This is a genomic window from Pseudomonas sp. CFBP 8772 (assembly GCF_014841665.1).
GTDB classification, from domain to species: Bacteria; Pseudomonadota; Gammaproteobacteria; order Pseudomonadales; family Pseudomonadaceae; genus Aquipseudomonas; species Aquipseudomonas graminis_B.
Genome location: NZ_JACYUI010000010.1, coordinates 111,112 through 135,259, shown reverse-complemented (window position 1 = coordinate 135,259; position 24,148 = coordinate 111,112). Strand labels below are relative to the sequence as shown.

Annotated in this window: 19 protein-coding genes; 6 read left to right on the top strand and 13 right to left on the bottom strand. The window is 59.6% G+C overall.

Going from position 1 to position 24,148, the window contains the following annotated elements:
• Positions 1-214 precede the first annotated feature (214 nt).
• Positions 215-2,593: a type III effector HrpK domain-containing protein gene (locus IFT99_RS19670; RefSeq protein ID WP_192134502.1), complete on the top strand. Its 2,379-nt coding sequence runs from the start codon at positions 215-217 to the stop codon at positions 2,591-2,593.
• Between the two features lie 171 nt (positions 2,594-2,764).
• The gene (locus IFT99_RS19665; protein ID WP_192134603.1) at positions 2,765-3,619 is read left to right on the top strand and encodes a transglycosylase SLT domain-containing protein; all 855 of its coding nucleotides are present in this window, start codon (positions 2,765-2,767) and stop codon (positions 3,617-3,619) included.
• 55 nt (positions 3,620-3,674) lie between these two features.
• Here IFT99_RS19665 and IFT99_RS19660 read toward each other — a convergent pair whose 3' ends face one another.
• From IFT99_RS19660 to IFT99_RS19625, 8 genes are all read right to left on the bottom strand, one after another.
• The gene (locus IFT99_RS19660) at positions 3,675-4,139 is read right to left on the bottom strand and encodes a GNAT family N-acetyltransferase (RefSeq protein ID WP_192134500.1); all 465 of its coding nucleotides are present in this window, start codon (positions 4,137-4,139) and stop codon (positions 3,675-3,677) included.
• A 147-nt stretch (positions 4,140-4,286) separates the two neighbouring features.
• Positions 4,287-5,579 (bottom strand): PQQ-dependent sugar dehydrogenase, encoded by a 1,293-nt coding sequence (locus IFT99_RS19655; RefSeq protein ID WP_192134498.1) that lies wholly within the window; start codon positions 5,577-5,579, stop codon positions 4,287-4,289.
• Positions 5,576-6,004 (bottom strand): DUF2231 domain-containing protein, encoded by a 429-nt coding sequence (locus tag IFT99_RS19650; protein ID WP_192134496.1) that lies wholly within the window; start codon positions 6,002-6,004, stop codon positions 5,576-5,578. Before IFT99_RS19650 ends, IFT99_RS19655 begins: the two co-directional genes overlap by 4 nt.
• A gap of 197 nt (positions 6,005-6,201) precedes the next feature.
• A complete protein-coding gene (locus IFT99_RS19645) occupies positions 6,202-7,548 on the bottom strand; it encodes a TolC family outer membrane protein (RefSeq protein ID WP_192134494.1) in 1,347 nt (448 codons plus the stop codon).
• A gap of 13 nt (positions 7,549-7,561) precedes the next feature.
• Positions 7,562-8,866 carry an HlyD family type I secretion periplasmic adaptor subunit gene (locus IFT99_RS19640; protein ID WP_192134493.1) on the bottom strand — a complete coding sequence of 435 codons (1,305 nt, stop codon included), beginning with the start codon at positions 8,864-8,866 and terminating at the stop codon, positions 7,562-7,564.
• Positions 8,859-10,637, bottom strand: a complete 1,779-nt coding sequence (locus IFT99_RS19635) for a type I secretion system permease/ATPase (protein WP_065989258.1) — start codon at positions 10,635-10,637, stop codon at positions 8,859-8,861. The genes IFT99_RS19640 and IFT99_RS19635 overlap by 8 nt, the downstream gene beginning before the upstream one ends.
• 23 nt (positions 10,638-10,660) lie before the next feature.
• A complete protein-coding gene (locus IFT99_RS19630; protein WP_192134491.1) occupies positions 10,661-10,990 on the bottom strand; it encodes an AprI/Inh family metalloprotease inhibitor in 330 nt (109 codons plus the stop codon).
• Positions 10,991-11,105: 115 nt separating this feature from the next.
• On the bottom strand, positions 11,106-12,521 hold the full coding sequence (locus IFT99_RS19625) for a serralysin family metalloprotease (protein WP_192134489.1): 1,416 nt from the start codon (positions 12,519-12,521) through the stop codon (positions 11,106-11,108).
• Between the two features lie 471 nt (positions 12,522-12,992).
• Between IFT99_RS19625 and IFT99_RS19620 the strand changes: the two genes are divergently transcribed.
• Both IFT99_RS19620 and IFT99_RS19615 read left to right on the top strand, forming a co-directional pair.
• Positions 12,993-13,223, top strand: coding sequence for a hypothetical protein (locus tag IFT99_RS19620; RefSeq protein ID WP_192134487.1), 231 nt, complete (start codon positions 12,993-12,995; stop codon positions 13,221-13,223).
• A 220-nt stretch (positions 13,224-13,443) separates the two neighbouring features.
• Positions 13,444-14,442 carry a bile acid:sodium symporter family protein gene (locus IFT99_RS19615; protein ID WP_192134485.1) on the top strand — a complete coding sequence of 333 codons (999 nt, stop codon included), beginning with the start codon at positions 13,444-13,446 and terminating at the stop codon, positions 14,440-14,442.
• 74 nt (positions 14,443-14,516) lie between these two features.
• On the opposite strand, the gene IFT99_RS19610 is transcribed toward IFT99_RS19615, so the two are convergent.
• The 4 genes from IFT99_RS19610 to IFT99_RS19595 all read right to left on the bottom strand — a co-directional run bounded on the left by IFT99_RS19610 (position 14,517) and on the right by IFT99_RS19595 (position 21,578).
• A complete protein-coding gene (locus IFT99_RS19610) occupies positions 14,517-14,777 on the bottom strand; it encodes an Imm32 family immunity protein (protein ID WP_192134483.1) in 261 nt (86 codons plus the stop codon).
• 581 nt (positions 14,778-15,358) lie between these two features.
• Positions 15,359-15,991 carry a hypothetical protein gene (locus IFT99_RS19605; RefSeq protein ID WP_192134481.1) on the bottom strand — a complete coding sequence of 211 codons (633 nt, stop codon included), beginning with the start codon at positions 15,989-15,991 and terminating at the stop codon, positions 15,359-15,361.
• A 1-nt stretch (position 15,992) separates the two neighbouring features.
• On the bottom strand, positions 15,993-20,516 hold the full coding sequence (locus tag IFT99_RS19600) for an RHS repeat-associated core domain-containing protein (protein ID WP_244657027.1): 4,524 nt from the start codon (positions 20,514-20,516) through the stop codon (positions 15,993-15,995).
• Between the two features lie 618 nt (positions 20,517-21,134).
• Positions 21,135-21,578 (bottom strand): hemerythrin domain-containing protein, encoded by a 444-nt coding sequence (locus tag IFT99_RS19595; RefSeq protein ID WP_065989270.1) that lies wholly within the window; start codon positions 21,576-21,578, stop codon positions 21,135-21,137.
• A gap of 228 nt (positions 21,579-21,806) precedes the next feature.
• Between IFT99_RS19595 and IFT99_RS19590 the strand changes: the two genes are divergently transcribed.
• Both IFT99_RS19590 and IFT99_RS19585 read left to right on the top strand, forming a co-directional pair.
• Entirely contained in the window at positions 21,807-22,541 is a 735-nt protein-coding gene (locus IFT99_RS19590) for an alpha/beta hydrolase (protein ID WP_192134479.1), read from the top strand.
• A gap of 146 nt (positions 22,542-22,687) precedes the next feature.
• Positions 22,688-22,858 (top strand): hypothetical protein, encoded by a 171-nt coding sequence (locus IFT99_RS19585; RefSeq protein ID WP_192134477.1) that lies wholly within the window; start codon positions 22,688-22,690, stop codon positions 22,856-22,858.
• A gap of 101 nt (positions 22,859-22,959) precedes the next feature.
• On the opposite strand, the gene IFT99_RS19580 is transcribed toward IFT99_RS19585, so the two are convergent.
• The gene (locus IFT99_RS19580; protein ID WP_192134476.1) at positions 22,960-24,144 is read right to left on the bottom strand and encodes an MFS transporter; all 1,185 of its coding nucleotides are present in this window, start codon (positions 24,142-24,144) and stop codon (positions 22,960-22,962) included.
• Between the last annotated feature and the right edge of the window lie 4 nt (positions 24,145-24,148).

Below are 24,148 nucleotides of genomic sequence, written 5' to 3'. Positions count from 1 at the left end.
TTCAGCCGGGAAGGCGTCGGGCGCCACGCCGCAGGGTTGATGGTGTTCACACAGGCCTCTTCCCGGCTGAAGCCGGTCCTACGCAAAGCATTGCGCGTATCCAGTGAGACTGGCTGCCCACTCGGTGGTTGGGAAACAAACTGCAACATTTATCGGAACCGACGCGGCGCATCAGCCACACAGTCGCTATCCCTCATGCCCGGATGACGACTTCATGCGTATCTCAAGCACACCCTACAACGGCGTTGCCCCTCAACCCGCCGGCGCCGATGCCGCCCAGGGATCGCCGCTTGCCGAACCCAAATCGACGCTGTTGCTGAAGGGCGGGGTCGATCCGAATGTGCGCTTCGGCGCCTCGACCCAGCCGTCCCCGGCGAACGGTGCATTTGCCGGCGTTAGCCCGTCAGGCAAGGCTCAAAGCACTGAACAGCAGCTGCTTTCATTGCTGAACCAGCTCACTCAGCTCTTCAAAGGCCAGGCGCAATCGTCGCCCGAGTCCGCCACCTCGTCGCCCGATGCCCCCGCGCAAAACGTGCCCACCGGCGGTGCCGTTCCCGCAGGCAACCCGCAGCCTGTGGCTCAGGTCAACGCCCCAGCCCCCGCAGCCCCCGTCGAGGCGGCGAAACCCGCCGAAGAACCGAAATCCACCGAAGCAGCGTTTCTCGATGACTCGAAATACTCGTCGCCCAAGGAGCTTGAGCGTTGGGCGCCAATGGTCGCCAACCTGCCGGCGGATCAACGCGATCAGGCCGCCAAAGAGCTGAACCGGCCCATCGCCGCTGCACGCATGGCCGCGGAAAAAGGCCCGGACGCGGCCAAGGCCATGGACTTCATCAACGCCAACCCGTCGCTGAAAACGGCGGTCGATACCGGCAAGCACGGCGGCAAAGCGGACGGCAAGATCACCGACGGCGACCTCAAGGCCTTTGCCAAGAACATGCAGAAAGCCGCCGACAGCGCGGACAAGGACATTGCCAACTACCAGAAAGACCATCCGGACGCCGACCCTCAATCCCTGGAAATGGTCCGCAGCGCTGCGATGATGCGGGCCAACGAACCCCTGACCAAAGCCGCCGACCCCAAGCATGCGCTGGGCGCCGACGGCAAAACCAAGGTCGACGGCCTGACCAGCGCCGACGGTCTCAAGGCGATTCAGAACGACAACCCCGGCCTGGGCGGGCCCTTGAAGCAGGCAGCGAAAACCTGGTCGCAGCCCGGCTTTCTCACCCAGATCGATCAGGGTGGCCTGAGCGGTCGCTCGCTGGCGGCTCACAGCCCGGACACGTTGTTCAATGCCAAGAACATCAGCGACTGGATCAAGAAGCAGGCCCCCACCAACGGCGGCGAATTTGCCAGCGTGCTCAGCGATGCGGCCACGCTCAACTCAGTGGCCAACGTCGATATCTCCAAACTGGGCAAAGACGTCTTCGACAATCCGTCGGCCTACAGCGGCGAGCAGAAAGCCGCAGTCATGGTCAAGCTGCAACAGACCCAGCAGAGCGTCGTCGCCGGCCAGGACCTGCGCAAGACCGGCAAGACCGAAGATGCGCTGAACGAAAAGATCGGCCAATTACAGGCCGATCCCGACGTGCAGGCATTTCTCGACAAACAGATACCGCAGCAGTCGCGGGCGCTGGTCGACAGTACGCCGTCGTTGCAGGAAGCCGTCACCCGGCAGATGCAGAGGGTCAACAGTGGCGAGGCCCTGCAAGCGGACCTGAGCACGGCCGACAAGGCCACCAAAAAAGACAAGCCGAACGCCGATTACAGCAGCGCCCTGGGCGGGTTGTCGGCGCAGTTGCAGATGCAGAAAGACCTGCTCGGCGACGACGCGAACGTGCCGACCGAGCAGCAGGTACTCGGCCAGCGTCCTGATCTGCAGGGCAAGATTCAGGATTCGTACGTGCGCAACTTCAGTGAAGGCGGCGCCGTCAGGCAGTTGCTCGATCAGAAGAAAGCCGATGGCGAAGAGGCGCTGCAGACCGCCGACGCGCAGAAGGCCGCCTACGACAGCGTCCTGCCGGACACCTTCGTGCAGAGCCAGCAATCGCGCTATGTGGATTCGACCTTCCACCATCTGGAAGACACCAAGAGTGGTCGCAAGGTGCTGGAAAACGCCAAGGGCGATAAAGACCATGCGCCGTCGATGGCGGCTCAAGTGGCCTCAAATATGGGGCCTTCAGCGCTGCGCTCGGTCGCAGGCTTTGCCTCGGTCTCGGACATGCTCGCCCGCGGCGACAAGACCGATGCCGCCAAGACGATTTACGACAGCACCAAGTCAGGCCTTTCGGCCGCCAAGACCGGTTATGACGCCGTGGCCAAGTCCGCCGGACGTGCGGGGCTGGGCGAGGTGGCGGCGAAAGTCGGCGGACGCGTTGCCGGCATGGTCGTGGGTGAAGCAGCGGGCCTGGCGGCCGGTGCGGCCATTGGCGCATCCATTCCGGTGGTCGGCTGGATCGCCGACGCGGCCATGGCCCTGGGTTTCGGCATCTCCGCCATCATCGAAGCCGTCAAGAAGCACAAAGCCCAGAAGGCCTTCGATCACAACGTCGACCCGGTCCTCGATCAGTTCGGCATCCCCAAAGCCCATTGATGTTTCCTGACCCGAAAGAGGTAAGTGATCATGAGTATCGGTATTTCCCAGAATCAGCCATTGAGCAATCCCGCCGCCCACGCGGATTTTTCGTCCCTGAGCGGCAAGCCTGGCCAGAGCAATTCGCTGGGCGGTGGCGGCGGCGCCGGTCAGGCCCTCGACGCCAGCTCGATTCTCTTTGCCCATGCCGGACAGTCCCAGGTCAACTTCGGATCGCCTGAAAACCAGGACACGAAAACCGACGCCGCCAACCCCCTCGCCAGCGGTGCGGATCAGAATGGCATTGCCCAGCAGCTCATGGCGTTACTCCTGCAGTTGATGCAAATGCTGATGCAGAACAACCCCAACCAGACCGGTAATCCTGGTGCGCAGAACAATGCGGTGACCGGCGGCGGGGGAGGCGGTGGTGGCGCGACCGAGGGGGCTGGCGGCGGGAGCGGCGCTGCGCAAGGGGCGGGCGGTGGTGCAGAAGGCGCCGGCACGGGTGCTGCTCAAGCCGCCGCTTCGCCTGCCGCCAACACTGGCGCGGTGTCGAGCGACACCTCCCTCAGCGGCTCGGGGGATTTGCACTTGCCGCCCCAGCTTGAAGACTACCGCAAGGACATCATGGAGGCCTCCAGCGCCACCGGCGTGCCGCCGAGCATTCTGGCCGGGCAGATCTGGGCCGAGTCACGGGGTCAGTTGGGCCAGGACACCACCAACGTCAACGGCAAGACTGACGCCGGCGTGATGCAGGTCAACGCCGACACCTTCGCCGCCCTCAAGCGAGACAACCCCAAGGAGCTCGGCAACGCCGACGTCAACAACGCCCACGACAACATCATGGCCGGCGCGCTGTACATGCGCGACCAGAAGAAGGAGTTCGGTGACTGGGATTCGGCACTGCGTGCCTACAACTCGGGCCCGGACAAGGTCAACAAAGGCAACCTCGCGGACGCCGGCGGCATAGGCGATCCGAAGTACGTGGAGAACGTCATGAACTTCGCAAAAATCATTGAAAGCGGTCAGGGGCAATTGCCGGCCTGATGCAGGTCTTCGATCCACTGGGGGCGGGCGAGCAATCGCGCCCCTCTTGCCCCTCTTACAGGGGGAGGAGTTTTTCCATGAACACGCTGTTGGGATCATCCTGGTAATCACCAAAGGGACCCCGACGCTGATACCCGTTGCGCTGGTAAAACGAGAGGGCTTCGTGTTGCAGGTACCCGGTCTCAAGCATGACTCGCATGCAGCCTCGTCTCCGAGCCTCTTCTTCCAGAACAGCCAGAATGCTGCCGGCCAGACCCTGCCCGCGTGAGGCCGGTTGGGTGAACATCCGCTTCAGCTCGGCGTAGGTCGGGTGCACCACCAGCGCTCCGCACGCCACGGCTTGTCCATCACTTGAACGTGCGACGGCGAAGCCGGTATTAGCCGAAGCCAGCGCGTTTATGTCGATGCCATGGTGACTTTCCGCCGGATAGAGCGGTATTTGGTAGGCGTCCAGCGCTTCAATGAGCGCGATGATTTCCGGCTGGTCCGGTGATTCAAGGGAGACGGTGGGTGAGTTCAAAAGCCTGCACTCCGTTGGCCAGATGTCAGATCAATGGGGTTGCGACGAATATTCGCCCTGTTACGTCCCATGAATCAACCTACGCCATTGGTGCGGTAACGGCCTTTTGTGCATTCCAGGCAGGATTGCCCTGCCTGGAATCATGCTTCATCGATTGCGAGTAACTCGCCACACGGTGTTCGCCAGGTCGTCGGCGATGATCAGTGCACCGCGAGGGTCCACGGTGACGCCGACTGGCCGGCCGCGGGTTTTGCCGTCGGCACCCCGAAATCCGGTCGCGAAGTCAATCGGCGCACCGTTCGGACGGCCATTGCTGAAGGGTACGAACACGACTTTGTAGCCCACCGGATTCTCCCGGTTCCAACTGCCGTGTTCGCCAATGAACACGCCTTCGGCGTACTTGTCGCCCATCGCCGGGATGGAAAAATCCACGCCCAGCGCAGCGGCGTGGGACCCGAGGCTGTAGTCGGGTTTGATGGCGGCAGCGACCATTTTCGGGTTCTGCGGCTGGGCCCGCGTGTCGACGTTCTGACCCCAATAGCTGTAGGGCCACCCATAAAATCCACCTTCGCGAACCGAGGTCAGGTAATCCGGTACCAGATCGGGGCCCAGTTCATCGCGCTCATTGACGACTGCCCATAACTGCCCGGTTTTCGGCTGGATGGTCAGCGCCGTCGGGTTACGGATGCCGGTCGCATACGCCTTATGAGCCCCGGTCTCGGCATCGACCTGCCAGACCCGCGCCCGGTCAAGTTCGACCTCCATACCGCGCTCGGTGACATTGCTGTTCGAACCGATGCCGACGTACAAGGTGCGCCCGTCGTCGCTGACGGCCAGTGACTTGGTCCAGTGGTGGTTGATTTCAGCAGGAAGGTCAGTGACTTTGATCGGCGGGCCGCCGGCTTTGGTCTGGCCTTCTTCATAATCGAAACGCACCAGTTCGTCCTGGTTGGCCACGTACAGTTTGCCGTTGGCAAACGCGAGGCCGTAGGGCGCGTTAAGGTTCTCCGCGAACACCGTCTTCGTCTCGTAGACGCCGTCACCGTCAGCATCGCGCAGCAAGGTCAGGCGGTTGCCGCCTTTGACCTTGGTGTTGCCTTGAGCTTTGATATAGCCGGCGATGACGTCCTTGGGTTTGAGCTTCGCGGCGCTTCCGCCACGGCCTTCAGCCACGAGAATATCGCCGTTGGGCAGCACGAGGGTCTGGCGAGGAATCTGCAGGTCGGCGGCGATGGCCGTCACGCTGTAACCCTCAGGGACTGTCGGCTTTTGATCGTCCCACAAGACCGGTTCTGCAATCTTCATGTTGGGCAAAAGGCCGCGCTGGGGGGCCGGCATTTTCGGATCAGGCCCCAGGGCCTGGGTGGCATCCCCTCCGTCACCGCAGCCGCTTAACAGCAGCGCCATGCTGATCGCGGTCAGTTTGATCGAGTGGCTCATTGTTCTTCTCCCGAACGGATGCTGGTGAGTCCCAGCCACGCCGTCACGCCAATCAACAGCGTGGTCAGTGCGGAGAGAATGAGGCCCGACGGCATGGTGGCGAAGGCATCCTTGGCGTGTTCGAAGGCGTTGACGAGTCCCAGTGCCCAGGTCACCACCAACAACACGAGGTACACCACAGGGCGCCCGGCTTTGCGATCGGCCCGGATCAGATTGACCAGCGCGAACAGCACGGCGAGTCCGCAGAACACGAGCCCGCCGGCGATAAGCCAGGAGGCGAAGTTGCTCCATTGAATCTGGTAAGTCTGGAAGTAGGTGATGTCGCTCAGCAATGCGCCGAGAAACAGCGGGACGGTGCCGGCCAGCAAGATCGCGTGTAGCGGGCCTGGCGGGCTTCGGTAGTCAAGATGGGCGGTAGTGTTCACGACGGCTCCCTATTTTACTGACGCTTATGCTGTGCAGATGAACTGACCCATCAGGGCCGCGCAGGGTGCGCATGGTTTGGGATCAACTCCCAAGGAACATAGTTCACCGCATTTAGGCGTCATGCATATGCAGTTACAACTGCCGTTCTGGTGGCCCGCTGAGGTGAACCGGACGTTACCCGTACGGCCACTGATGCTTAGCGATACGGCCGTCCCGCGCCAAACGCCTCATCGACCCGCGCCAGCTGCTCGGCGGTCAAGGTGCCGGCGTAGTAATGCAGCTTGATCCAGGCCATCAAGTACTCATATCGAGTCTTCGCCAGGTCCTGACGGGTGCTGTAAAGCTGTTGTTGCGCATTCAGTTCGTCCAGGTTGACCCGCTCGCCACCCTTGATGCTGTATTGCGTGGAGACCACCAATGCCTCCGCCGACGCCAACGCCTTGTCGTAAGCGCGAATCTTCCGTACGCCCGTAGCACAAGCGTTGAACTGGCGGCGCAACTGGATCAGCGTCTCACGGGTTTTGCCCTCAAGGTCATACTCCGCTTGCTCCAGGCTACGACTGGCCTGGCGGCTGGAGGCGCTGACGCCCCCCCCGGCGTACAGCGGCAGGCTGATTTCAAGGCCAATGGTGTTGGTGTCGTAACGCTGGTTGTAGGTGTTGCCGCTGTCGGATTCCATGCTGCGCACCGTGGCGTAGGCGTTGAGCTTGGGCAGATGCCCGGCGACGTTGCGTTTCACCTCCTGGTGCGCGACTTCCAGCAGCTGCCGCTGGGAGGCGAGGTCGGCGTTCTCACTCAAGGCGATGGCATTCCACGCCTCGTACGTGGTGGGCGTCAGGGCCAGGAAGTTGAACGGCGTCCGCAGGGGCGCCAGTTCGTCGATGCGCACCTCGGGCACGCCGATCAAGGCCCCCAGCTCACGCAACGCAGCGTCTTGCTCATTCTGCGCTTCGATTTCCTCGGCACCGGCCAGTTCGTAACGGGATTCGGCTTCCAGGATGTCGGTTCGGGTGCCTTCGCCTTGATCGAACATCTGTCGGTTTTGCTCGAACTGCCGCTCGAACGCTTTCTTCTTTGCCTCGGCAATCTCGATCTGGTCGCGACTGAACAGCGCCTGGCTGTAAGCGGACAACACCCGCACCAGCAACTCCTGACTCTTGCCTCGAAAGGCCTGGTCGGCAAACAACGCCTGTGCCACACCCTTGCGATAGTTGGCGTAGGCCTCGTAGTCGATGATCGGCTGCTGCACGCTCAGGGTTGAACCGAAACTGTTGTAGTGACGGTCCTCGCGGGAGCTGGGGCGATCGTCGCTTTTGTACGTGGCCCTGGAGTCGTTGCGTCCCTTGTTGTAATTCCAGGCCACTTGAGGCAACAGCCCGGCACGGCCGATATTCCGATTCTCCAGCCCCGCGTCACGCTCCTTCATGGCGCCGAGAAAGACCGGGTCGTTACGCAAGGCCTGCTCATAAACGTCAAACAAACCCATTGCCTGGGCCTGCATGTTGGCGCTGATCCACAGCAGCGCTGCCAGCCAGATTTTCATGTACCGAAACATCCTATTCCTCGGTCAGTGCCATGCCTGCGCGATCCATCAAAGGCTTGAACAGGTAATTGAGAAGAGAGCGCTCGCCCGTGCGGACGAACATCTGCGCCGGCATGCCGGGTTTGATCACCAAGCCCTTGAGTGTGGCCAGCGCCTGATCGGTGACAGTGCTGCGCACGATGTAATAGGGCTGGCCACTGCGCTCGTCGAGTAACTGGTCGGCGGAAATCAGGCTCACCGTGGCGTTCACACGGGGCGTACGGCTCTGATTGAACGCGGTGAAGAGCACATCCACCGGCAGCTGTTCGGCCACCTTGTCGACCATGTTCACCGGGAGGTGGCCTTCGATCTCAAGGCCCTCGCCCTGGGGCACGATTTCCAACAGCGATTCACCGGCATGCACCACCGCGCCTTCGGTGTGCACCGAGAGGTTCACGGCGATGCCATCGGCCGGGGCGTTGATTTCACTGTGGGTCAGACTGAATTGTGCCGAGGCCAGTTGCTGGCTCAGCGTGATGCTTTTCAGCTCGGCATCGGCCAGTTGCCCGCGCACCTCCTTTTGGTACTCCTCGACACCTTGCTGCAGGCTCAGCCGCGATTGCTCGATCTGCTGAGCGACCCGCCCTGTGTCGCCGGTGTTCTGTGCCAGATCCCGTTGCACCTGGGACAGTTGCCGGTCATAGTCCATCAAGCGGTTGCGGGCGATGTATCCGCGCTCGGCCAGCGGCCGTAGGTTCTCCAGCTGCTGGCGCAATGACTCGGCCTGGGCTTGAAGGTCATTGCGCGCCTGGCGCATGCCGGCGAGTTGGGCAATGCCACCTTCGATGGTTGCATGGATGCCTGCCTGGGATCGCTGAAACGCCTGGTGCCGGCTGCTGAACAACTGCCGCTGGCCTTCCAGCACACCGAGCAGCTGTGGAGACGCTTTTTGTAACAGGGCCTCGGGAAAGCGCACCTGCACACTGCCGTCGCGTTCGGCCTGGAGCCTGGCAATGCTGGCCAGGGCCAGTTCGTACTGGGCGCGCAACGATTGCACGTCGGCCTGCACCTGGGTGTGGTCCAGCTGGAACAGCGGTTGGCCCTGATGCACCACTTGGCCCTCGCGCACCAGGATGCGACTGACCACGCCGCTGTCCACCGATTGCACCGCTTTGCGCTTGCCCGAGACCACCACCGTGCCAGGCACTGCGATGCCCTGGTCGAGCGGGGCAAGTGCGGCCCATAAGAAAAAGCTCCCGGCACCGAGCAGGGCGAGCCACCAGCCTGCGCTGACGAAAAACTGTGCGCTGCGTTCGGGTTTGAGGATGTGTTCATTCATGGCGCTGACCTCCTTGCTGCGCGCCGAGCTGGCGACTGGTACTGACCCCTTGCATCCCATGCGGCCGTTCAGGCGCAGGCGGGGCACCGGAGAGCGCCCTCAAGACATCACCCGCGGGACCGAACAATTGCAGACGTCCATCGTTGAGCACCAGCAGGCGGTCTGCCTGATTCAGTACGGCTGAGCCATGGGTAATCAGAATCACCGTGCAACCGCGGGCCTTGAGCTGCGCGATGGCAGCGGCCAGTGCGGCCTCGCCGTTGCTGTCGAGGTTGGAGTTGGGCTCGTCGAGCACCACCAGTTTCGGCTCGCCGTACAGCGCACGGGCCAGCGCCACGCGCTGCTTTTGACCGCCGGACAACCCGGAGCCGCCGTCGCCCAATTGCGTGTCATAGCCTTGGGGCAGACGCAGGATCATTTCGTGCACCCCTGCCAGTCGTGCGGCGGTCACCACCTGGTGCGGATCGGCGTCGGTAAAGCGTGCGATGTTGTCGGCGATGCTGCCGCTGAACAGTTCGATGTCCTGGGGCAGATAACCGACATGGGCGCCCAGCGCGTTGCGGTCCCAGCGGTGAAGCTCTGCACCGTCCAGACGCACCACCCCGGCCAGGGGTTGCCAGACCCCGATCAACACCCGGGCCAAGGTTGATTTGCCGGAGCCGGATGCACCGAGCACACCCAGGGTTTCTCCGGCATTCACGGTGAAACTCAGTTGCTGCAGCGTCACGGTGGTCCGCCCCGGTGGGGCTGCACTGATTTGCTCGACACTGATGTGCCCGGTGGGAGCGGGCAGGGGCATGGGCGCTGGACGCTCGGGATGGGCGATCAGCAGGGCGTCGAGCCGCTGCCAGGCCAGCCGCGCGGAACTCCACTGTTTCCAGACCGCGATGAGCTGATCAATCGGGGCCAGCGCACGACCCATCAGGATGGAGCCGGCGATCATCATGCCGCCGCTCATCTGGCCTTCGATGACCAGCAGTGCACCCAGCCCCAGCACCAGCGATTGCAGGCACAAACGCAGGCATTTGCTGAACGAACCGATCAGCGCGCCGATGTCGCTCGCGCGGTTTTGCCGCTCCAGAAAACGGCTGTGCAAGGCGAACCAGCGCTGGCGCAACGGCACCAGCATGCCCATGGCCTGGATCGCCTCGGCATTGTTCAGGTGACTGCCGGACAACTGGCTCGATGCCACGGAAAAGTGCCCGGCCTGGGCCAGCGGCTTGCGGGTCAGCGTTTCATTCAGCCAGGCGAGGGCGATCAGTGCCAGCGCACCCACCGTGGCAAATACGCCCAGCCAGGGGTTGAACAGAAAGATCACCGCCAGGTAGATGGGGAACCACGGCGCATCGAAGAAGGCGAACAATGCCGGGCCGGTTGCGAACTGCCGGACCAGGGTCAAATCGCCCAGCGCCTGTGCGGCATTGCCTTCGCCCTGGCTGAGGTTGCGTTCGAAAGCCGCCTGGTACACCTGTAGGTTGAGGCGCCGCTCCATATCGCTGCCGATACGGATCACCACAAAGCTGCGTATGGCTTCCATGAGCCCGATGAACATGAAAAAGGCGACAACCATCACGGTCAGCATCGCCAGTGTGGTTTCGTTTTGCGATGACAGCACCCGGTCGTAAACCTGCAGCATGTAGACCGAGGGCACCAGCATTAACACGTTGATCAGCGCGGTGAAGGCGCCGATGCTGAGCAGGATGCCTTTATAGGCCTTGAGCGTGGCCCACATGGGCGCGCGCGGCAGGGGGCTTGGCCGGCCTTGGGTCATGGGGGTTCATCCTTGAAAAAGAGTCAGGAGCGTGGGGTGGCGCTGGCGGGTTCGCGTTGCAGAACAAGGGTGCGGCCATCCGGGAGTTGCGCCATGTAGAACCCTTCTCGCTGTCGACCCATGTGCACCAGCAGTTCGTCGTGGTTGTCGACCAGCGCCAGTCCATCGGGCGTCGGGTACCAGGTTGCCGGTGTGCCGCCCAGCCAGTGACCGGCGCAGGCCAGATCCCCAGCGAGCTGGCCGTCCTGTTCTTGCAGAATCAACGTGCAGGGTTTCTGCGTATCGTCCTTGGGGTAAAACTGCCAGGGTCCGGCCAGTTCGGCGGGGCTCGCGAGACGTAGGCTGCTGGCCATGGGGGGTGCTCCGCTTAAGGTGAAAAGCGTCGTGAACAGACACGCCGCGGTTTTCCAATTCATTGATCTGCTCCGGGTCAGGCGGGGACGGCGTTTGCACGCCGCCCCCTCAGGCTTAAACCACGATGTCAGTCGTGGCGGCCTGGCCTACGGTGTTAACCATGAAATCGGCCGCACGGTCACCCGTGAGGTCGATCGACAAGGTGCTGCCAGTGCTGATCTGGGACAGCATGGCCTGACCTGCCGTACCGCTGAACGCACTGACGAACGTCAGCGGGATGTGGCTTGTCGCAAACTCCGGCATGGCCGACAGATCGATTTTGTCCTGACCGCTGACAAAGTCCATGAGCTGGTCCGGCGCCGACGGCCGTGAGTCACTGCTGGCCGCGAATACAAACGTATCCGCGCCCGTACCACCCCACAGTTTATCGGCACCGCCGCCACCGAAGATGATGTCGTTGCCGGCACCACCACGGAGTTCGTTGGCTGCGCTGTTGCCAATGATCAGGTCATTGCCCGAGCCGCCGATGGCGTTCTCGATGACCACACCTTTGGCAATGGACACGTTGCCCACCAGGCCGCCGACATCCGAAAACGAAGCCTCGTTGAGGTTGATTTTCTGGCTGCTGGTGTAGCCGGAGAAGTCCAGAGTGTCCTTGCCACCGCCATCCCATACCGCGAACACCAGCTTGGACGACGAGGACGTCGCCGAGTAGTAGTCACGATCTGCTGTGGAGTTGAAGCCGTAGGTGGTGTCTGCGGCACGTGTCGCGAGATTGGCACCGTACAGCTTTTGTACGGCGGCAATATCGTCGAGCAAGGGTGCCGAGGCGTAAGCCCCTTTGGCGTTCTGCCCGGTGTTGGTTTCGCTCCAGTAGCTCATCACGCTGTAGCCGCGAGTGTCCTGGGCATAGGTGGCATCGGCATAGGTCGGGTTGCCGTTGCCGGCGTTGTAATCGCCGGGGTGCGACAGGCCCAGGGTATGGCCGATTTCGTGGGTCAGGGTCTGGCGCCCGTAGTTGCTGGTGCCAGGGTTGGCGTTGACCTGATAGCCGTTGTTGATCATGTACCAGGACTGACCTGCATACGAGCCGCTATCAGGGAGGTAGGCAAACGCCGCGCCGCCGTTGTCACCGCTGTAGTTGCCGAACGTCATGTGCCCGTCACCGCCGGAATTGGCTTGGGTAAAGGTGACTTTCGCGACATCGGCCCAGGACTGCATCGACAGCTTGGCCTGGGATTGTTGCAGCGCCGAAAAGGCGCTGAACGTGCCCAGGGTGCGATCGAAATCGGCGGGTCGGCTGGTCAGGAAGGTGTAGGTCAACTCGATGGTGCCGCTCTTGTTCGAGTCTGCCCATGCGGCATGGTCGCGCAAGATGTAGTCGGCTGCCTTGTCCACCGTGTACGACGGTTTTCCGTTGATCGGGTTTCCGCCTCGATCGTATTGGTGGCTGAACGTGTTGATCTGGTTGTAGGCAGAGCTTGGACCCTGCGGCGTGACGCCGAGGGCATTGAGTTTAAGTTTCGACATTCAGACATATCCTTGTCTGCGTGAAAAAAAACGACCGAATGACCTCAGGTGCGAGGTCATCCAATCACTCGCTTGGTGCATGAAGCGAGGAAAAATTGGCACAGGGTTGGGACGATCGTCCAGCGATTTAGTTAAAAATGTATCAAGATTTCTCAAATATGTAACAAATTCGACAAACATTTGCCATCAAGTGACACGCTGGCGTTACACATGAAGCGGGGTGGGAGGGTTACAAGCTCAGCAAGACCGCTTTGTTCGTGATGGCATATTGGGGGTGGTTGAACCGGTCTTTCCCTGACAGTTTTGAAGGGGAAAATGAGTGAGGGGCGGCCAGGCCACTGTTGGTCTGAACTTTGCTACAGCCCTGTTACAGGCGGCCTTGATCACCGAAAATTGGCGCGAAGGCACTCCTGACATCACCTTTCGTTTTGAATCGGCGTGCGCCACGACGCGCACGCTCAGGAGCCGGCCATGAGTACTCTCTCGGAAATTGCAGCAAACCTCCTGAAACGCGAAGGCAGTCCCGAGATATCCGCTGCACAGGCTGGCCCCCGTGGGCCGATGGGCTGGGAACAACTGATGATGCTCTCGAAAGAGAAAGACATAGTGAAGTGGCAAGCCGCATTGTCCCGCCTCATCGCCGACAACCCGGGCCAGCGTCGGGTGACCGTGATGCGCGTGATTCAGGGCGGACTGTCCTGACATAACCCGGGTTATCGCTGATCCGCTTGTCGACACAACATCTGGCAAGCGGCTCCCCCTGCGTCTAGTGGGACCGGCTATAGCCGGGAATAGGTACTCGGTAGGTCCAGATCGGCCGAGGTGTCCGTTAGGCGCTATTGATCGACTTATTGGCGTTAGTCGGCAAGTGCGTTGCGCGCTAAAGTGACGGGCATGTTCCTGGCACCTTCGGATGACGCAGATGACCCGCCCCCGCTTTCTCCCCGACAACTTCACCCTCATGTTGATCACCGTGGTGATCATCGCCAGCTTCCTGCCGGCCACCGGGCAAGTGGCCGTTGGCTTCGGCTGGCTGACCAACATTGCCATTGCGCTGCTGTTCTTTCTCCACGGCGCCAAACTGTCCCGCGAATCGATCATCGCCGGGGCAGGGCACTGGCGCCTGCACCTGCTGGTATTCGGGCTGACATTCGTCCTGTTTCCCTTGCTCGGTCTGGCACTCAAACCCGTGCTGTCGCCCCTGATTGGCAAAGACCTGTACATGGGCATCCTGTACCTGTGTGCGCTGCCCGCGACGGTGCAGTCGGCGATCGCCTTCACCTCACTGGCGCGCGGCAATATCCCGGCGGCGATCTGCAGCGCGGCGGCCTCCAGCCTGTTCGGGATATTCCTGACGCCGCTGCTGGTCACGCTGTTGCTGAACGTTCACGGCGAAGGCGGCTCGACCCTCGATGCGATCATCAAGATCAGCGTGCAGTTGCTGCTGCCGTTCATTGCCGGCCAGATCACGCGGCGCTGGATTGGCGCCTGGGTCGGACGCAACAAGAACTGGCTGAAATTCGTCGATCAAGGCTCGATCCTGCTGGTGGTCTACGGCGCGTTCAGTGAAGCGGTCAACGAAGGCATCTGGCAGAAAACACCGATCTGGGACCTGGCCGGGCTGGTGGGAGTGTGCTGCCTGCTGCTGACACTGGTGCTCGTGGCTGCGACCCTGCTGTCCAAGCTGTTCGGCTTCAATCAGGAAGACCGCATCACCATCCTGTTCTGCGGCTCGAAGAAAAGCCTGGCCACCGGCGTGCCGATGGCCCAGGTGCTGTTTGCGGGAAGCACGATTGGGTTGCTGATCTTGCCGCTGATGCTGTTTCACCAGATTCAGCTGATGGTGTGCGCGGTGGTGGCTCAGCGGTATGCGAAGCGGACGGAGCCGGTGGCGGAGTTGATGGCGCAGGTTGATCCTTGATTCTGGGGATCAACGAAGTGCCGTGATGAAAAGCCCCGATGATTCGGGGCTTTTTGTGTTTGGAGTGGGTGGGCTTATTCGTTCGCAAGGTCAACAAGCTCTCGGTTCAGGGCGATAAAATCCACCTGGGTTTCATGGGAGAAATTTTCGGCGAAGTCTTGAAGATGGAGGTGTTCCACACCGTATTGCGCCATTTCTTTCGCTGCATTGATCAGGAAATTTCCTAAAGCTCTCATGGTTTCTGAATCCGCGATGATCGATATCTCATCAAGTTGGATGCTTTTATGGCTGCCGGTTGCCGTGCCATGTACGGTAAAAGCTGTGAGGTTTTTCATAGGGTGAATGCGATCGAATGAGTTAGAGGGGGGCTAGTTTAAGTCAATCTTACTTTATGAAATGGCGTACGAGCTTACTTAGTTGAATGGCAGCTCTACCACGCTATCGAGACAAGTTAACTCGCCACGACCATCGACCATCGACCATCGAGTTAAACTCTTCGAAGAAATAATCCAAATTTCTCGAAAATACGAAAAACGCATCCTGTCCGTGTTCTCGAGAGATAGTTGGCACTAGGATATAGTGACAAGTCTCCACCAAAGCTTCGAATAATTTCTTGTGAGATATTGGCAGGTTGCTGTCTTGTAAAATTCCTGTGAGTCTGGATGTTTTAGGTTTATCGGCATGTCGATGCCTACTGATCACCAGATTTTTTTTAGGTTTCTCTCGTACTTGACGTGCTCTTCAAGAAGTTACTTAAAGCCACCACTCTTTGTTCTAAGCAAGATAAGTTAAAGGGAGCCGTCCCCTTTAACTCGCTATTGTTTTTCTACTGAAAGTCACATCTCCGCTACCTTTGTCGTGCACTGAATCGTCAATATGGCTTAAGGGTCTGTCCCCTTTATAATAACCCTTCAAGTTAATAATAGATAAGTTCGCGCGTGCTTTTGACAAACTTAATTGTCGCGTGATCCGCGATTATCTCTTTGAATTCGCTGAAGAAGAAATCTAGATTCGAGGAGAAAACGATAAATGCATCGCGGCCATGCTCGCCCGATACCACCCGCCGCATTACATAGTGGCAAGTCTTGTCTAAAGCTTCATATAAATCCTTCCCAGTGATCGACAAACGTTCGTCCTTAAGCATGCCGGCAAGTGTTGACATCGTTGGCATCACGGCAGGCCTGTGTCTTGAGATCACTTTATATTTTTTTAGGTCAGCTTCATATTTTGAATGTTCGCTCAGCAATGATTCAAACTTGCCATCCTTTTCCCGAAATAATAGTCGAGGCATTCGCACGACGTCCCCTGCCTGCGGTCGTTTGACGCTTAAATGCTGTAAATCAACTGAATAGCATCTGGAAACCAGCGTGCGAATTGCGGCATTACCATGAGGTGTGGTATGGAAGCCAACATTATTTTGTAAGTCAGTTGCCATTAGTAGCGCAAACTCATCATGATTTCCCGCGGACATTTCGGTTATGAGATTATCCACTTGAGTTCTAAACTCTGAGAAATCCGCTTTGAAGCACATAATTTTATAGTATTTCATCTCAGTGTCCTTTACGGCCTGACGGATAGGTAAATATTAACACCTCACCTTTTTTATTTGTCGCGTGGACATGAGGCATTTCATGGTGCTCCGGTTGTCCAGGCCCAACCAAGTCAGGATGTCCATCTGGGTGGTCAAATACCTCTAGCTGCTGTTCTTCAACTTCGCGACCGAGCGTGGCAATTCCTCGTTTTTTTAGGCAGGCACAATTTACTCCACGGCTACTAGGGTGGAGTCGTTCCATTGGAATGTCCTTTCCTCCTCTACCTACTCGCGGGACTTGGGCATGTTGCTGCGCCTTCTTCATTGCGCTCCTACGGCTGTTCGTTGCGATGACTTTATGCAAGCCGAGTGGGTCGATCCACTCCACCGGGTTTGCAGCATATGCGTAAAGGTTTAGCCCGCCCGAATACCCTATCGGATCCTTGCTAATGAACCGCCCGACCTTTGGATCATAGTACCGATGCCGGTTGTAGTGCAGGCCGGTCTCGTGGTCGTGGTATTGGCCCTGGAAGCGGATCGGGTTGGTCAGGCCGACTTGTTGGGCGAATTCAGAACGCTGTTCTTTCGCTTCGCCCCACGCTTTGTATTGGGCGCTCCAGGCGGTATTGCCGTTTTGGTCGGTGATTTCCTGCGGGGTGCCGAGGTGGTCGCACTGGTACCAGGCTAGGACGTCGATGGGCAGTGCTACCGGTTTGTAGTTCCAGAGCGGGTCTTCCTTGAAGTTGTAGCGGCCCTGATAGGTCGGTTGGCTTACCAGGCGGATGGTTTCGTGGCGCATGGCCTGGGCCACGGGAACGAAGGTGCCGGGCTCGTGGATGTAATGCACCGTGCGGCCTAGCGCGCCGGCATAGGGCGGCGGACTGCTTTCCCACGCCAGGTTGTCGCCGTCCCAGCCATACAGGGTGAAGCCGCAGCCGAGCTCGCGCTCTTTACGGGCGTGTTCGTTTTCGTTCCAGCCAGTGCCGGCTTCCGGGCGCGGTCGGTAGTGTGCTTTTGAGAGTTTGTAGAGGCGACGTCCCAGTGGGTCGTAGCCGAAGTCGACAGCCAGGCGCGAATCTCGGAAATGCGCGAGGCGATCGAAGAGATCCCAGTGCAGCTCGCTGCGCAGGCCGTTGGTCCAGCGCTCCGTCTGGTTGCCGCGTTCGTCGTATTCGTAGTGGTTGCCGGCGTAGTCGCGCAGCAGGTTGTCCACGAGTTTGTTTTGAATTGGTTCTGGGTCGAGTGGGCGGCGGACGGGCGTGGCGGTTTCGTTGCGCAGGTTGCTCGCAGGGTCGAAGGCGAAGGTTTCCACACCCAAGCGACTAGTCGCATTGATTAGCCGGCTGACGGGATCGTAGCGGTAGCTGAGCGGCCCGCGGCGGCTGTCATTGATGTCGGTGAGTTGGCCGGCGGCATCGTAGGTGTACGCGCGTTTAATGAGTGTGGCTTTGTCGTCGGGACGTCCTAGCAGTTGCTCTTGCAGGCGTCCCGCCGGGTCCCATTGTTGGGTTTGCAGCAGTTTATTGCCTTGGTGGCGGGCGACTTCGCGATGGAGGTCATCACGTTCGTAACTGAGCAGTTCGTGCTCGTCGAGCTTCATACCCAGCAAATGACCGCTGCCGTATGTCAGCCAGCTGACGCGATGTCCGTCCGGTCTGATAGTCGCGACGCGGTGGTTAAGCGGGTCGTACTCGTGCTGCCAGACGGCAACCAGCGGTTTATCCAGATTCGAGTAGTGCTGGTGCTCTCGCAGCAGGTTGCCCGCCGGGTCGTGAAACCATTGCAGCCGGCTGACGGCGTTGGTTGCCATGACCAGATGGCCATTGCCGTCGTAGGCGAAGGTTTCGCTCTGGGACTTTTCGCCGAGGGTGGCGCGGCGTTCGGTCAGGCGGCCCACGGGGTCGAAGGTCAGCGCGATGGTGCGTTGGCCGTCGATGGTCTCCGCAAGGCGGCTGGTTTCGGGATCGTACTGATAGCGGGTGGATCGCCCGTCGAAGCCGCTTTCTTGCAGCAGCCGGCCCACCGGGTCGTAGTGAAAGTGCGCGCGGCGTTCGTTTTCGTTTTCCAGCGCAACGAGACGACCAAGTTTGTCCCAGCGGTAACGCAAGGTTTGCTCGGCAGCGTCGACGCGTTCGGCGATAAAACCGGCAGCCGTGTAGCGCCAGGTGGTGCAGCGTTCAAGGCCATCAGAATGCGCCAGCAAACGACCTTCGGCATCGCGGCTAAAACGTTCTTCGGTTTTGTCCGGATGCTTGATCAGCACTAACTGGCCTAACTTGTACTCGTAGGTCGTGCTGTGCCCGGCCGGATCGGTAAAGCGGATCATTTGGCCGCGTTCGTCGTACTCCCAAACACTGACCTTGCCCGAGCAGTCGGTGTACTCAACCAGTTGTCCGGCGTCGTTGTAGGCCAACGCCTTTGTATTGCCGTTAGCGTCCTTGATCGCGGTAGGAAGACCGAAGCCGTTGTAGGCGTATTCGGTAACGTTCTCTAGCGGATCGATCGCCTCAACCAAGTTTCCGCGAAGGTCATAGTCCCGTTTCCACAAGCCACCCTCGCCATCGCTGATCTTGATCAGATGGCTTTTGTCGTCGTAGGCGTAATTCATCACGCTGTGATCAGCGCGAGTGTGTTCGGTCAGATTGCTCAGCTTGTCGTAGCGATAACGGTCGGTGCTACCGTCGGTGTGAACGTGGCGGATGATGTTCTTGGCAGCATCACGGAAAAACCATTCCGAACGCCCGTCCGCATGGCAAATGCGATAGGTGTAGCCAAGGCTGTCGTAGTAGTGCCGGGTTTCGTGGCCCAAAGCATCCGTGACGTAGGTCATACGGATGTTTTCATCCCACGCCAATCGCGTGTCAAAACTGCCGTCGTCAGCCCATTCGCGGATGGCCTTCGCGTCGGGGCCGGATCCTTGCCATTGCAGGTTCAAACCGCGATTCGTACGGTCGGTGTAGCGCGTGATCAGGTGATCTTGATACTGATAACTCCATGTACCGCCGTTCTCGTCCTGAGCCAGAACAAGATCGCCAGAATCATCGTACTGATACGCGCAAAGTTGACGTTTGACGTCCCCGCCACGAATTTCCCAAACACCCGTCAACCGCCCCTGATCATCAATCAACGTACCCAGGCGCAGATGGACTTTGTTTAGATCTTTCTCCGAGTAAGTCACCAGTTCGGAGAGCACCAACTGCCCATCATGCCGATGCTCGTAATGCAGCATCACCCCGGCGCCGTTGGGCAGCATCTTGTTGATCAGAACAAAGCGCTTGCCCCGCCGAACATAGGTTTCCCTATGCTCAAGCCCTCGCATCAGCAACAGCCGATCCTTGCTGAGTCGAATAACGGTCAGATTTTCGATGGCATTGAAGTGAAACAGCTTGACCTTGGGAACAGGGAATTCATGGCTGCGACCGTCGAAGTCATGAAACACCAAACCGTCGTCGACGAGATCAAAGCGTGTCGTAAACGGCGTAATCCAGCGTGCGCCGATAACGTCCTGATCGTAGGCATCGAGGCTCGAGCAATAAGTCCGAGTCCACTCAATGGGAAACGGCCCCGGTAGACTGAAATCGGTGTGACTGACCGACTCCGAGCCCATCGCAAAACTGATGCTGTTCCGCGTCGCCGCACAGGCACACTCACAAGGACACGGGCACGCACATTTCTTCCGCTCGTTAGGTCGCCCCTTCGCAGGCCGCTCATGCTGAACAGCCTCCAGCTTGCCTTCACCCGCCTGGCGCTTGGCCTGATTGGTAACGCCAGGCTTGATGTTGAAAGACTGCCCATGCCCATTGCGCGAACGCCAACTGACAACCGCGCCGGCCAGTGTCTGCAGCAACGAACCGATGGAGTTCTGAACCTCTGGATCCGCCAGACGATTTATCTGAGTCCTGAGGTCTTTGCCCATAGCACGCAACGAGTCGGCGTGACCTTGGACTTTGGTTTCCAGCGCCTCGGGCAGCAGAGTCTCGACAACGTCATTGACCTTGTCTTTGCCTGCGGCGATGTAGAGTTCGGCAACCGCAGCGAACATGTTGCCAATCGAAGCTTTGTGGTCGTACGCCCACTGATCGCGGGAGACGCTGATCAGGTGTACCGCTTCATTTAGGTTGCTTTCGGCGTCAAGCTTGCCGACGACCTTCCTCGCGCCGTGGGCAACCTTGGCCACCTTCTCAAGGCCATCGGCGATCTCGATAAACACGCTTTCGCCCAGTGCCACGGCGCCATCGAGAATCCCGGGAAGCTTGCCCTGCGCCTGACGCACAAAGTCATCAAGGGTCCCGACAATGGTGGCATTGAGGTGCCCGATCAGAATCTCGATCAGCGCATCGCCCAACACAACCTTGCCCGACCGACGCATTTCCTGACGCACCAGAAACAGCATCGGACGAAGGCTCATCCGCGCTGCTGCCATGGTGGGCGGGATTGGCATCATCCCGATCAGATTAATGCCGAGGCTTACCCAATCCAGAAGCTCACGCTCCGGACTTTTCGAGAGGGTGGCGATGTCATTCAGCGCATCAACCAGCGCCATGACGTTGCCCACCACCGGCAGAAACCCGGCCGCGTTTTTGATTCGCTCGAGCGTGACAACCCCGCCACTGATCTCCTGCAGCCAGGCGTCAACGTTGGCCGCACCGGCGCCAACGTCTTCTAGCTGAATCTGATCAAGCGGAACGATCGCCACTTGGGGTTCGCGTTTCTCACCACCAACGGGCAGATTTAAGGGGGTCGCCAAGGATGCTCTCCGTGCTCAAAAAACCACCCGGCGGGCGTGTTTGCCGAGCCGGGGGCCACGGAGATATCAAGGGCTGTGCCAGCCACGAATTAGCCAATTAAAATCAATGACTTAAGAGAGGAAAAAGCAGGTATTAGTGAACGCCGCACCTAAAGACAAAGAAATAGTGCGCAAGAAGTTGCGCACCCCTGGGCAACTTCTTGCTCACTCGCCTGCACGCCACAAACTACGTGGCCTCCCGCCGGTCAATCGCCCCATTTCCAACAAACGGGTGCGCAACTTCCTGCGCACACCGCCAAGACAGCACCCAGCGGGTCTTCACCAGAAACACTGCATCGCGAACAAGAACACACGGCAGAAAACGCAGCCAAAAAAAAGCCCCGAAGAATCGGGGCTTTCAGCATTCAGAGCGGCTCAGGCTTCAGCCAGTTGCTCCTCGTACTCCTTCTGATACTCACTGGCCAGCGACTCTTTCTGCTTGTCGTCCAGCAGCTTACCCGCCGACTGGAAGAACTTTTGCTCTTCTTCCTTGAGGTGGTGGTGGACTTTCTCCGACAGCTTCTTGGCCGTCGCCAGCCATGAGGGGCTGGACATATCGGTCTCGTCGAGTTCTTCCATCATTTCGTCCATTTCATGGTGCTCGGAAATGGCATGGCGGCTGAGGTCGATGCCGTTGTCGAACTGCATCAACGGGATATAAAAGAAGCGCTCTTCGGCGGTTTCATGGGCCTGCAGCTCCGCTTTCAGCTGTTTGTAGGCTTCGACGCGTTCCTTGCTGTCGCCATGGGTTTGGATCAAGGCATCGGCATAGCCGCGTTGCCGGTCATGACTTTCTCTCAGGGCTTCAAAAATATTCACGGGTGCTCCTTGGTTCGGCGACGGGCTGATGTGCTTATCCCTAGACCGCAACGGGTATTCGGCCGTTCCGTTGTACTTCGAGCCTGAACGTATTGCCCATCCCCGGCCAAGATGAAAACCCGCTCCCATACAGCCCGCCGACAGCTCTGATCGAACACTCACGGGCTGACATTCGCGACATGCTGCGTATGATGAGCCCGACGTTTTTCGCAAAAAAGGCTCACCCCCATGATGAAATTTTTCGCCGCGCTGCTGTGCATGTTCACTGGCATGGCCCACGCAGAACCTGCGCTGCTCACCGATCTGGCGCTGCCGTACGTGGCAGCGGCGCCCGCTGAATCGAAAGACAAACCCCTGATCATTTTCCTGCACGGCTACGGCAGCGACGAGCGCGACTTGCTCGATATCAAAAACGATCTCTCCTCGAGCTACACCTACCTCTCCGTGCGTGCGCCGCAGGAAGTCGACGGCGGCGGCTACAAGTGGTTCACCCAAGACACCGATCAGGCCGAATACGAGGGCGTGACCAGCGACGTCGACAAAAGCACCGACTTGCTGCGGACCTTCATCCAGCAGGCCACCGAGAAATACCAGACCCAGCCCGATAAAGTGATCCTGGTCGGCTTCAGCCAGGGCGCGATGATGAGCTATCAGATCGGCCTGCAATACCCGGAACTGGTTCACGGCATCGCACCCTTGAGCGGCAAGATTCTCGCGTCCCTCCATTCACGTTTGAAACCTGATGAGCGCCTGAAATCGCTGAAAGTGTTTATCGGCCACGGCTCGGCCGACACCCGCGTGGCTTACTCTGGCGCGACGGATGCCAAAGCCGTGCTGGAGAATCTGCTGATCGTTCCGGAATTTCATTCCTACGCCGGGGCAGGGCATACGATTACAACGGCTGAGGTGGCGGATTTGAAACGCTGGCTGGAACGCGAGTTGAGGGTCAAGGGGGCTGATTAGCCGGGGAGCCAAGCGTGCAGAGAGCCGCGTTGCGGTTGATGTGTGATGTGGTCGCGAAAAATGCATTCGCTATAAATAGTTACCGCACAGAGGCGCGGCGCTACCGCCATAATCTGCGCTATGGATGTATGGCGAGAGGGCACGTTATGAACATCAAAAAACGCAAGGCCAAGATTCGGGAAATGACGGAATTCAGTGCCGAAGCGCGCAAGCGCGCTGTTGAAATAATCCCCTCGCAGATGCACTTTCTGCGCGGAGCGCTCGAGATTGAAAGAGACCTTGAACCCACTGGCCCCATGGCTGGTTTCAGGGGCTGACTCTTCACAAAAAAACCGCCGAATTGGCGGTTTTTTCTTGGGCGGCGAGCAGCGCCTCACGCCTTTGGTCTAAGCATCCTCCGCGTGCCGTGCTCCGTTCTTCATGGCCGTGAGTTCTTCAAAAAACCCAACAACGCCAACACCGCAAACACGCTCCCCACGATCACAATCCAGACCCAGCCACCATGGTCATACAGCGCGCTCGCCACCACCGAACCAATCGCGCCGCCGATAAAGATGCTGGTCATATACAGCGCATTGAGCCGGCTGCGGCTTTTGGCGTCGAGGGCGTAAACCGCACGCTGGCCGAGGACCATGTTCATCTGCACGCAGAAATCGAGGATGACCCCGGTCACTGCCATGCCAATCACGGCGTATGCCGGTTCGATCAGGCTCGGCAGAAAGCTCAATGCGGCGAATAGCATCGCGCACAGGCTGGCGACCCGGGTGTGTCCGGCATCGGCCAGGCGGCCGGCGATGGGGGCGGCGATAGCGCCAATGGCGCCGACCAGGGCGAAGAGGGCGATCTGGCTTTGCGACAGGCCGTGATTGCCTGCCAGTTCCAGCGGCGCGGCGGTCCAGAACAGGCTGAAGGTGGCAAACATGCAGGCCTGATAGAACGCGCGCTGGCGCAGGACCGGCTGTTTGCGCAGCAGGGTCCATAATGATTTGAGCAACTGGCCATAGGTGGCAGTGTGCGTCGGCTGATGTTTGGGAATGGTGGTCGCCAGCACCACGCTGATCAGCAGCATCACCGCGGCCGCCGTGCCGAACACCGCGCGCCAGCCGAAGTGGTCGGCGATCAGACTGGCAGCGGGCCTGGCCAGCAGAATCCCCAGCAGCAGGCCGCCCATGATGCTGCCGACCACCCGCCCGCGTGTTTCTTCCGGCGCCAGGTTGGCGGCCAGTGGCACCAGAATCTGCACCGCCACCGAGCTGAAACCCACCAGCAGCGAGGCGATCAGGAACAGATTGGGCGTTTGCGCGAACGCGGCGCTGAGCAGACTGAGAATGGCGACGCCGGTGGTGACGATCATCAGGCGACGGTTTTCCAGCAAGTCGCCCAGCGGCACGAGGAAGAACAGGCCAAGGGCGTAGCCGATCTGGGTGAGCGACACGATGAAGCTGGCCAGGGTGCCGGACAGCCCGATGTCCGGCGCAATCAGGCCAATGATGGGCTGGGCGTAATACAGGTTGGCGACGATCGCGCCGCAGCAGAAGGCGAACAGCATCGCCAGGCCCTTGGTCATCGTGGCGCCGTGGATTGCGGGGGAACTGGAGGTCATGGGG

Bases quoted from the DNA above. Each gene is read 5' to 3' on its own strand.
- IFT99_RS19670 (WP_192134502.1), top strand. From the start codon at position 215: ATGCGTATCTCAAGCACACCCTACAACGGCGTTGCCCCTCAACCCGCC.
- IFT99_RS19655 (WP_192134498.1), bottom strand. From the start codon at position 5,579: ATGAGCCACTCGATCAAACTGACCGCGATCAGCATGGCGCTGCTGTTA.
- IFT99_RS19645 (WP_192134494.1), bottom strand. From the start codon at position 7,548: ATGAAAATCTGGCTGGCAGCGCTGCTGTGGATCAGCGCCAACATGCAG.
- IFT99_RS19640 (WP_192134493.1), bottom strand. From the start codon at position 8,866: ATGAATGAACACATCCTCAAACCCGAACGCAGCGCACAGTTTTTCGTC.
- IFT99_RS19635 (WP_065989258.1), bottom strand. From the start codon at position 10,637: ATGACCCAAGGCCGGCCAAGCCCCCTGCCGCGCGCGCCCATGTGGGCC.
- IFT99_RS19630 (WP_192134491.1), bottom strand. From the start codon at position 10,990: ATGGCCAGCAGCCTACGTCTCGCGAGCCCCGCCGAACTGGCCGGACCC.
- IFT99_RS19625 (WP_192134489.1), bottom strand. From the start codon at position 12,521: ATGTCGAAACTTAAACTCAATGCCCTCGGCGTCACGCCGCAGGGTCCA.
- IFT99_RS19620 (WP_192134487.1), top strand. From the start codon at position 12,993: ATGAGTACTCTCTCGGAAATTGCAGCAAACCTCCTGAAACGCGAAGGC.
- IFT99_RS19615 (WP_192134485.1), top strand. From the start codon at position 13,444: ATGACCCGCCCCCGCTTTCTCCCCGACAACTTCACCCTCATGTTGATC.
- IFT99_RS19610 (WP_192134483.1), bottom strand. From the start codon at position 14,777: ATGAAAAACCTCACAGCTTTTACCGTACATGGCACGGCAACCGGCAGC.
- IFT99_RS19605 (WP_192134481.1), bottom strand. From the start codon at position 15,991: ATGAAATACTATAAAATTATGTGCTTCAAAGCGGATTTCTCAGAGTTT.
- IFT99_RS19600 (WP_244657027.1), bottom strand. From the start codon at position 20,516: ATGGCGCTGGTTGATGCGCTGAATGACATCGCCACCCTCTCGAAAAGT.
- IFT99_RS19590 (WP_192134479.1), top strand. From the start codon at position 21,807: ATGATGAAATTTTTCGCCGCGCTGCTGTGCATGTTCACTGGCATGGCC.
- IFT99_RS19585 (WP_192134477.1), top strand. From the start codon at position 22,688: ATGAACATCAAAAAACGCAAGGCCAAGATTCGGGAAATGACGGAATTC.
- IFT99_RS19580 (WP_192134476.1), bottom strand. From the start codon at position 24,144: ATGACCTCCAGTTCCCCCGCAATCCACGGCGCCACGATGACCAAGGGC.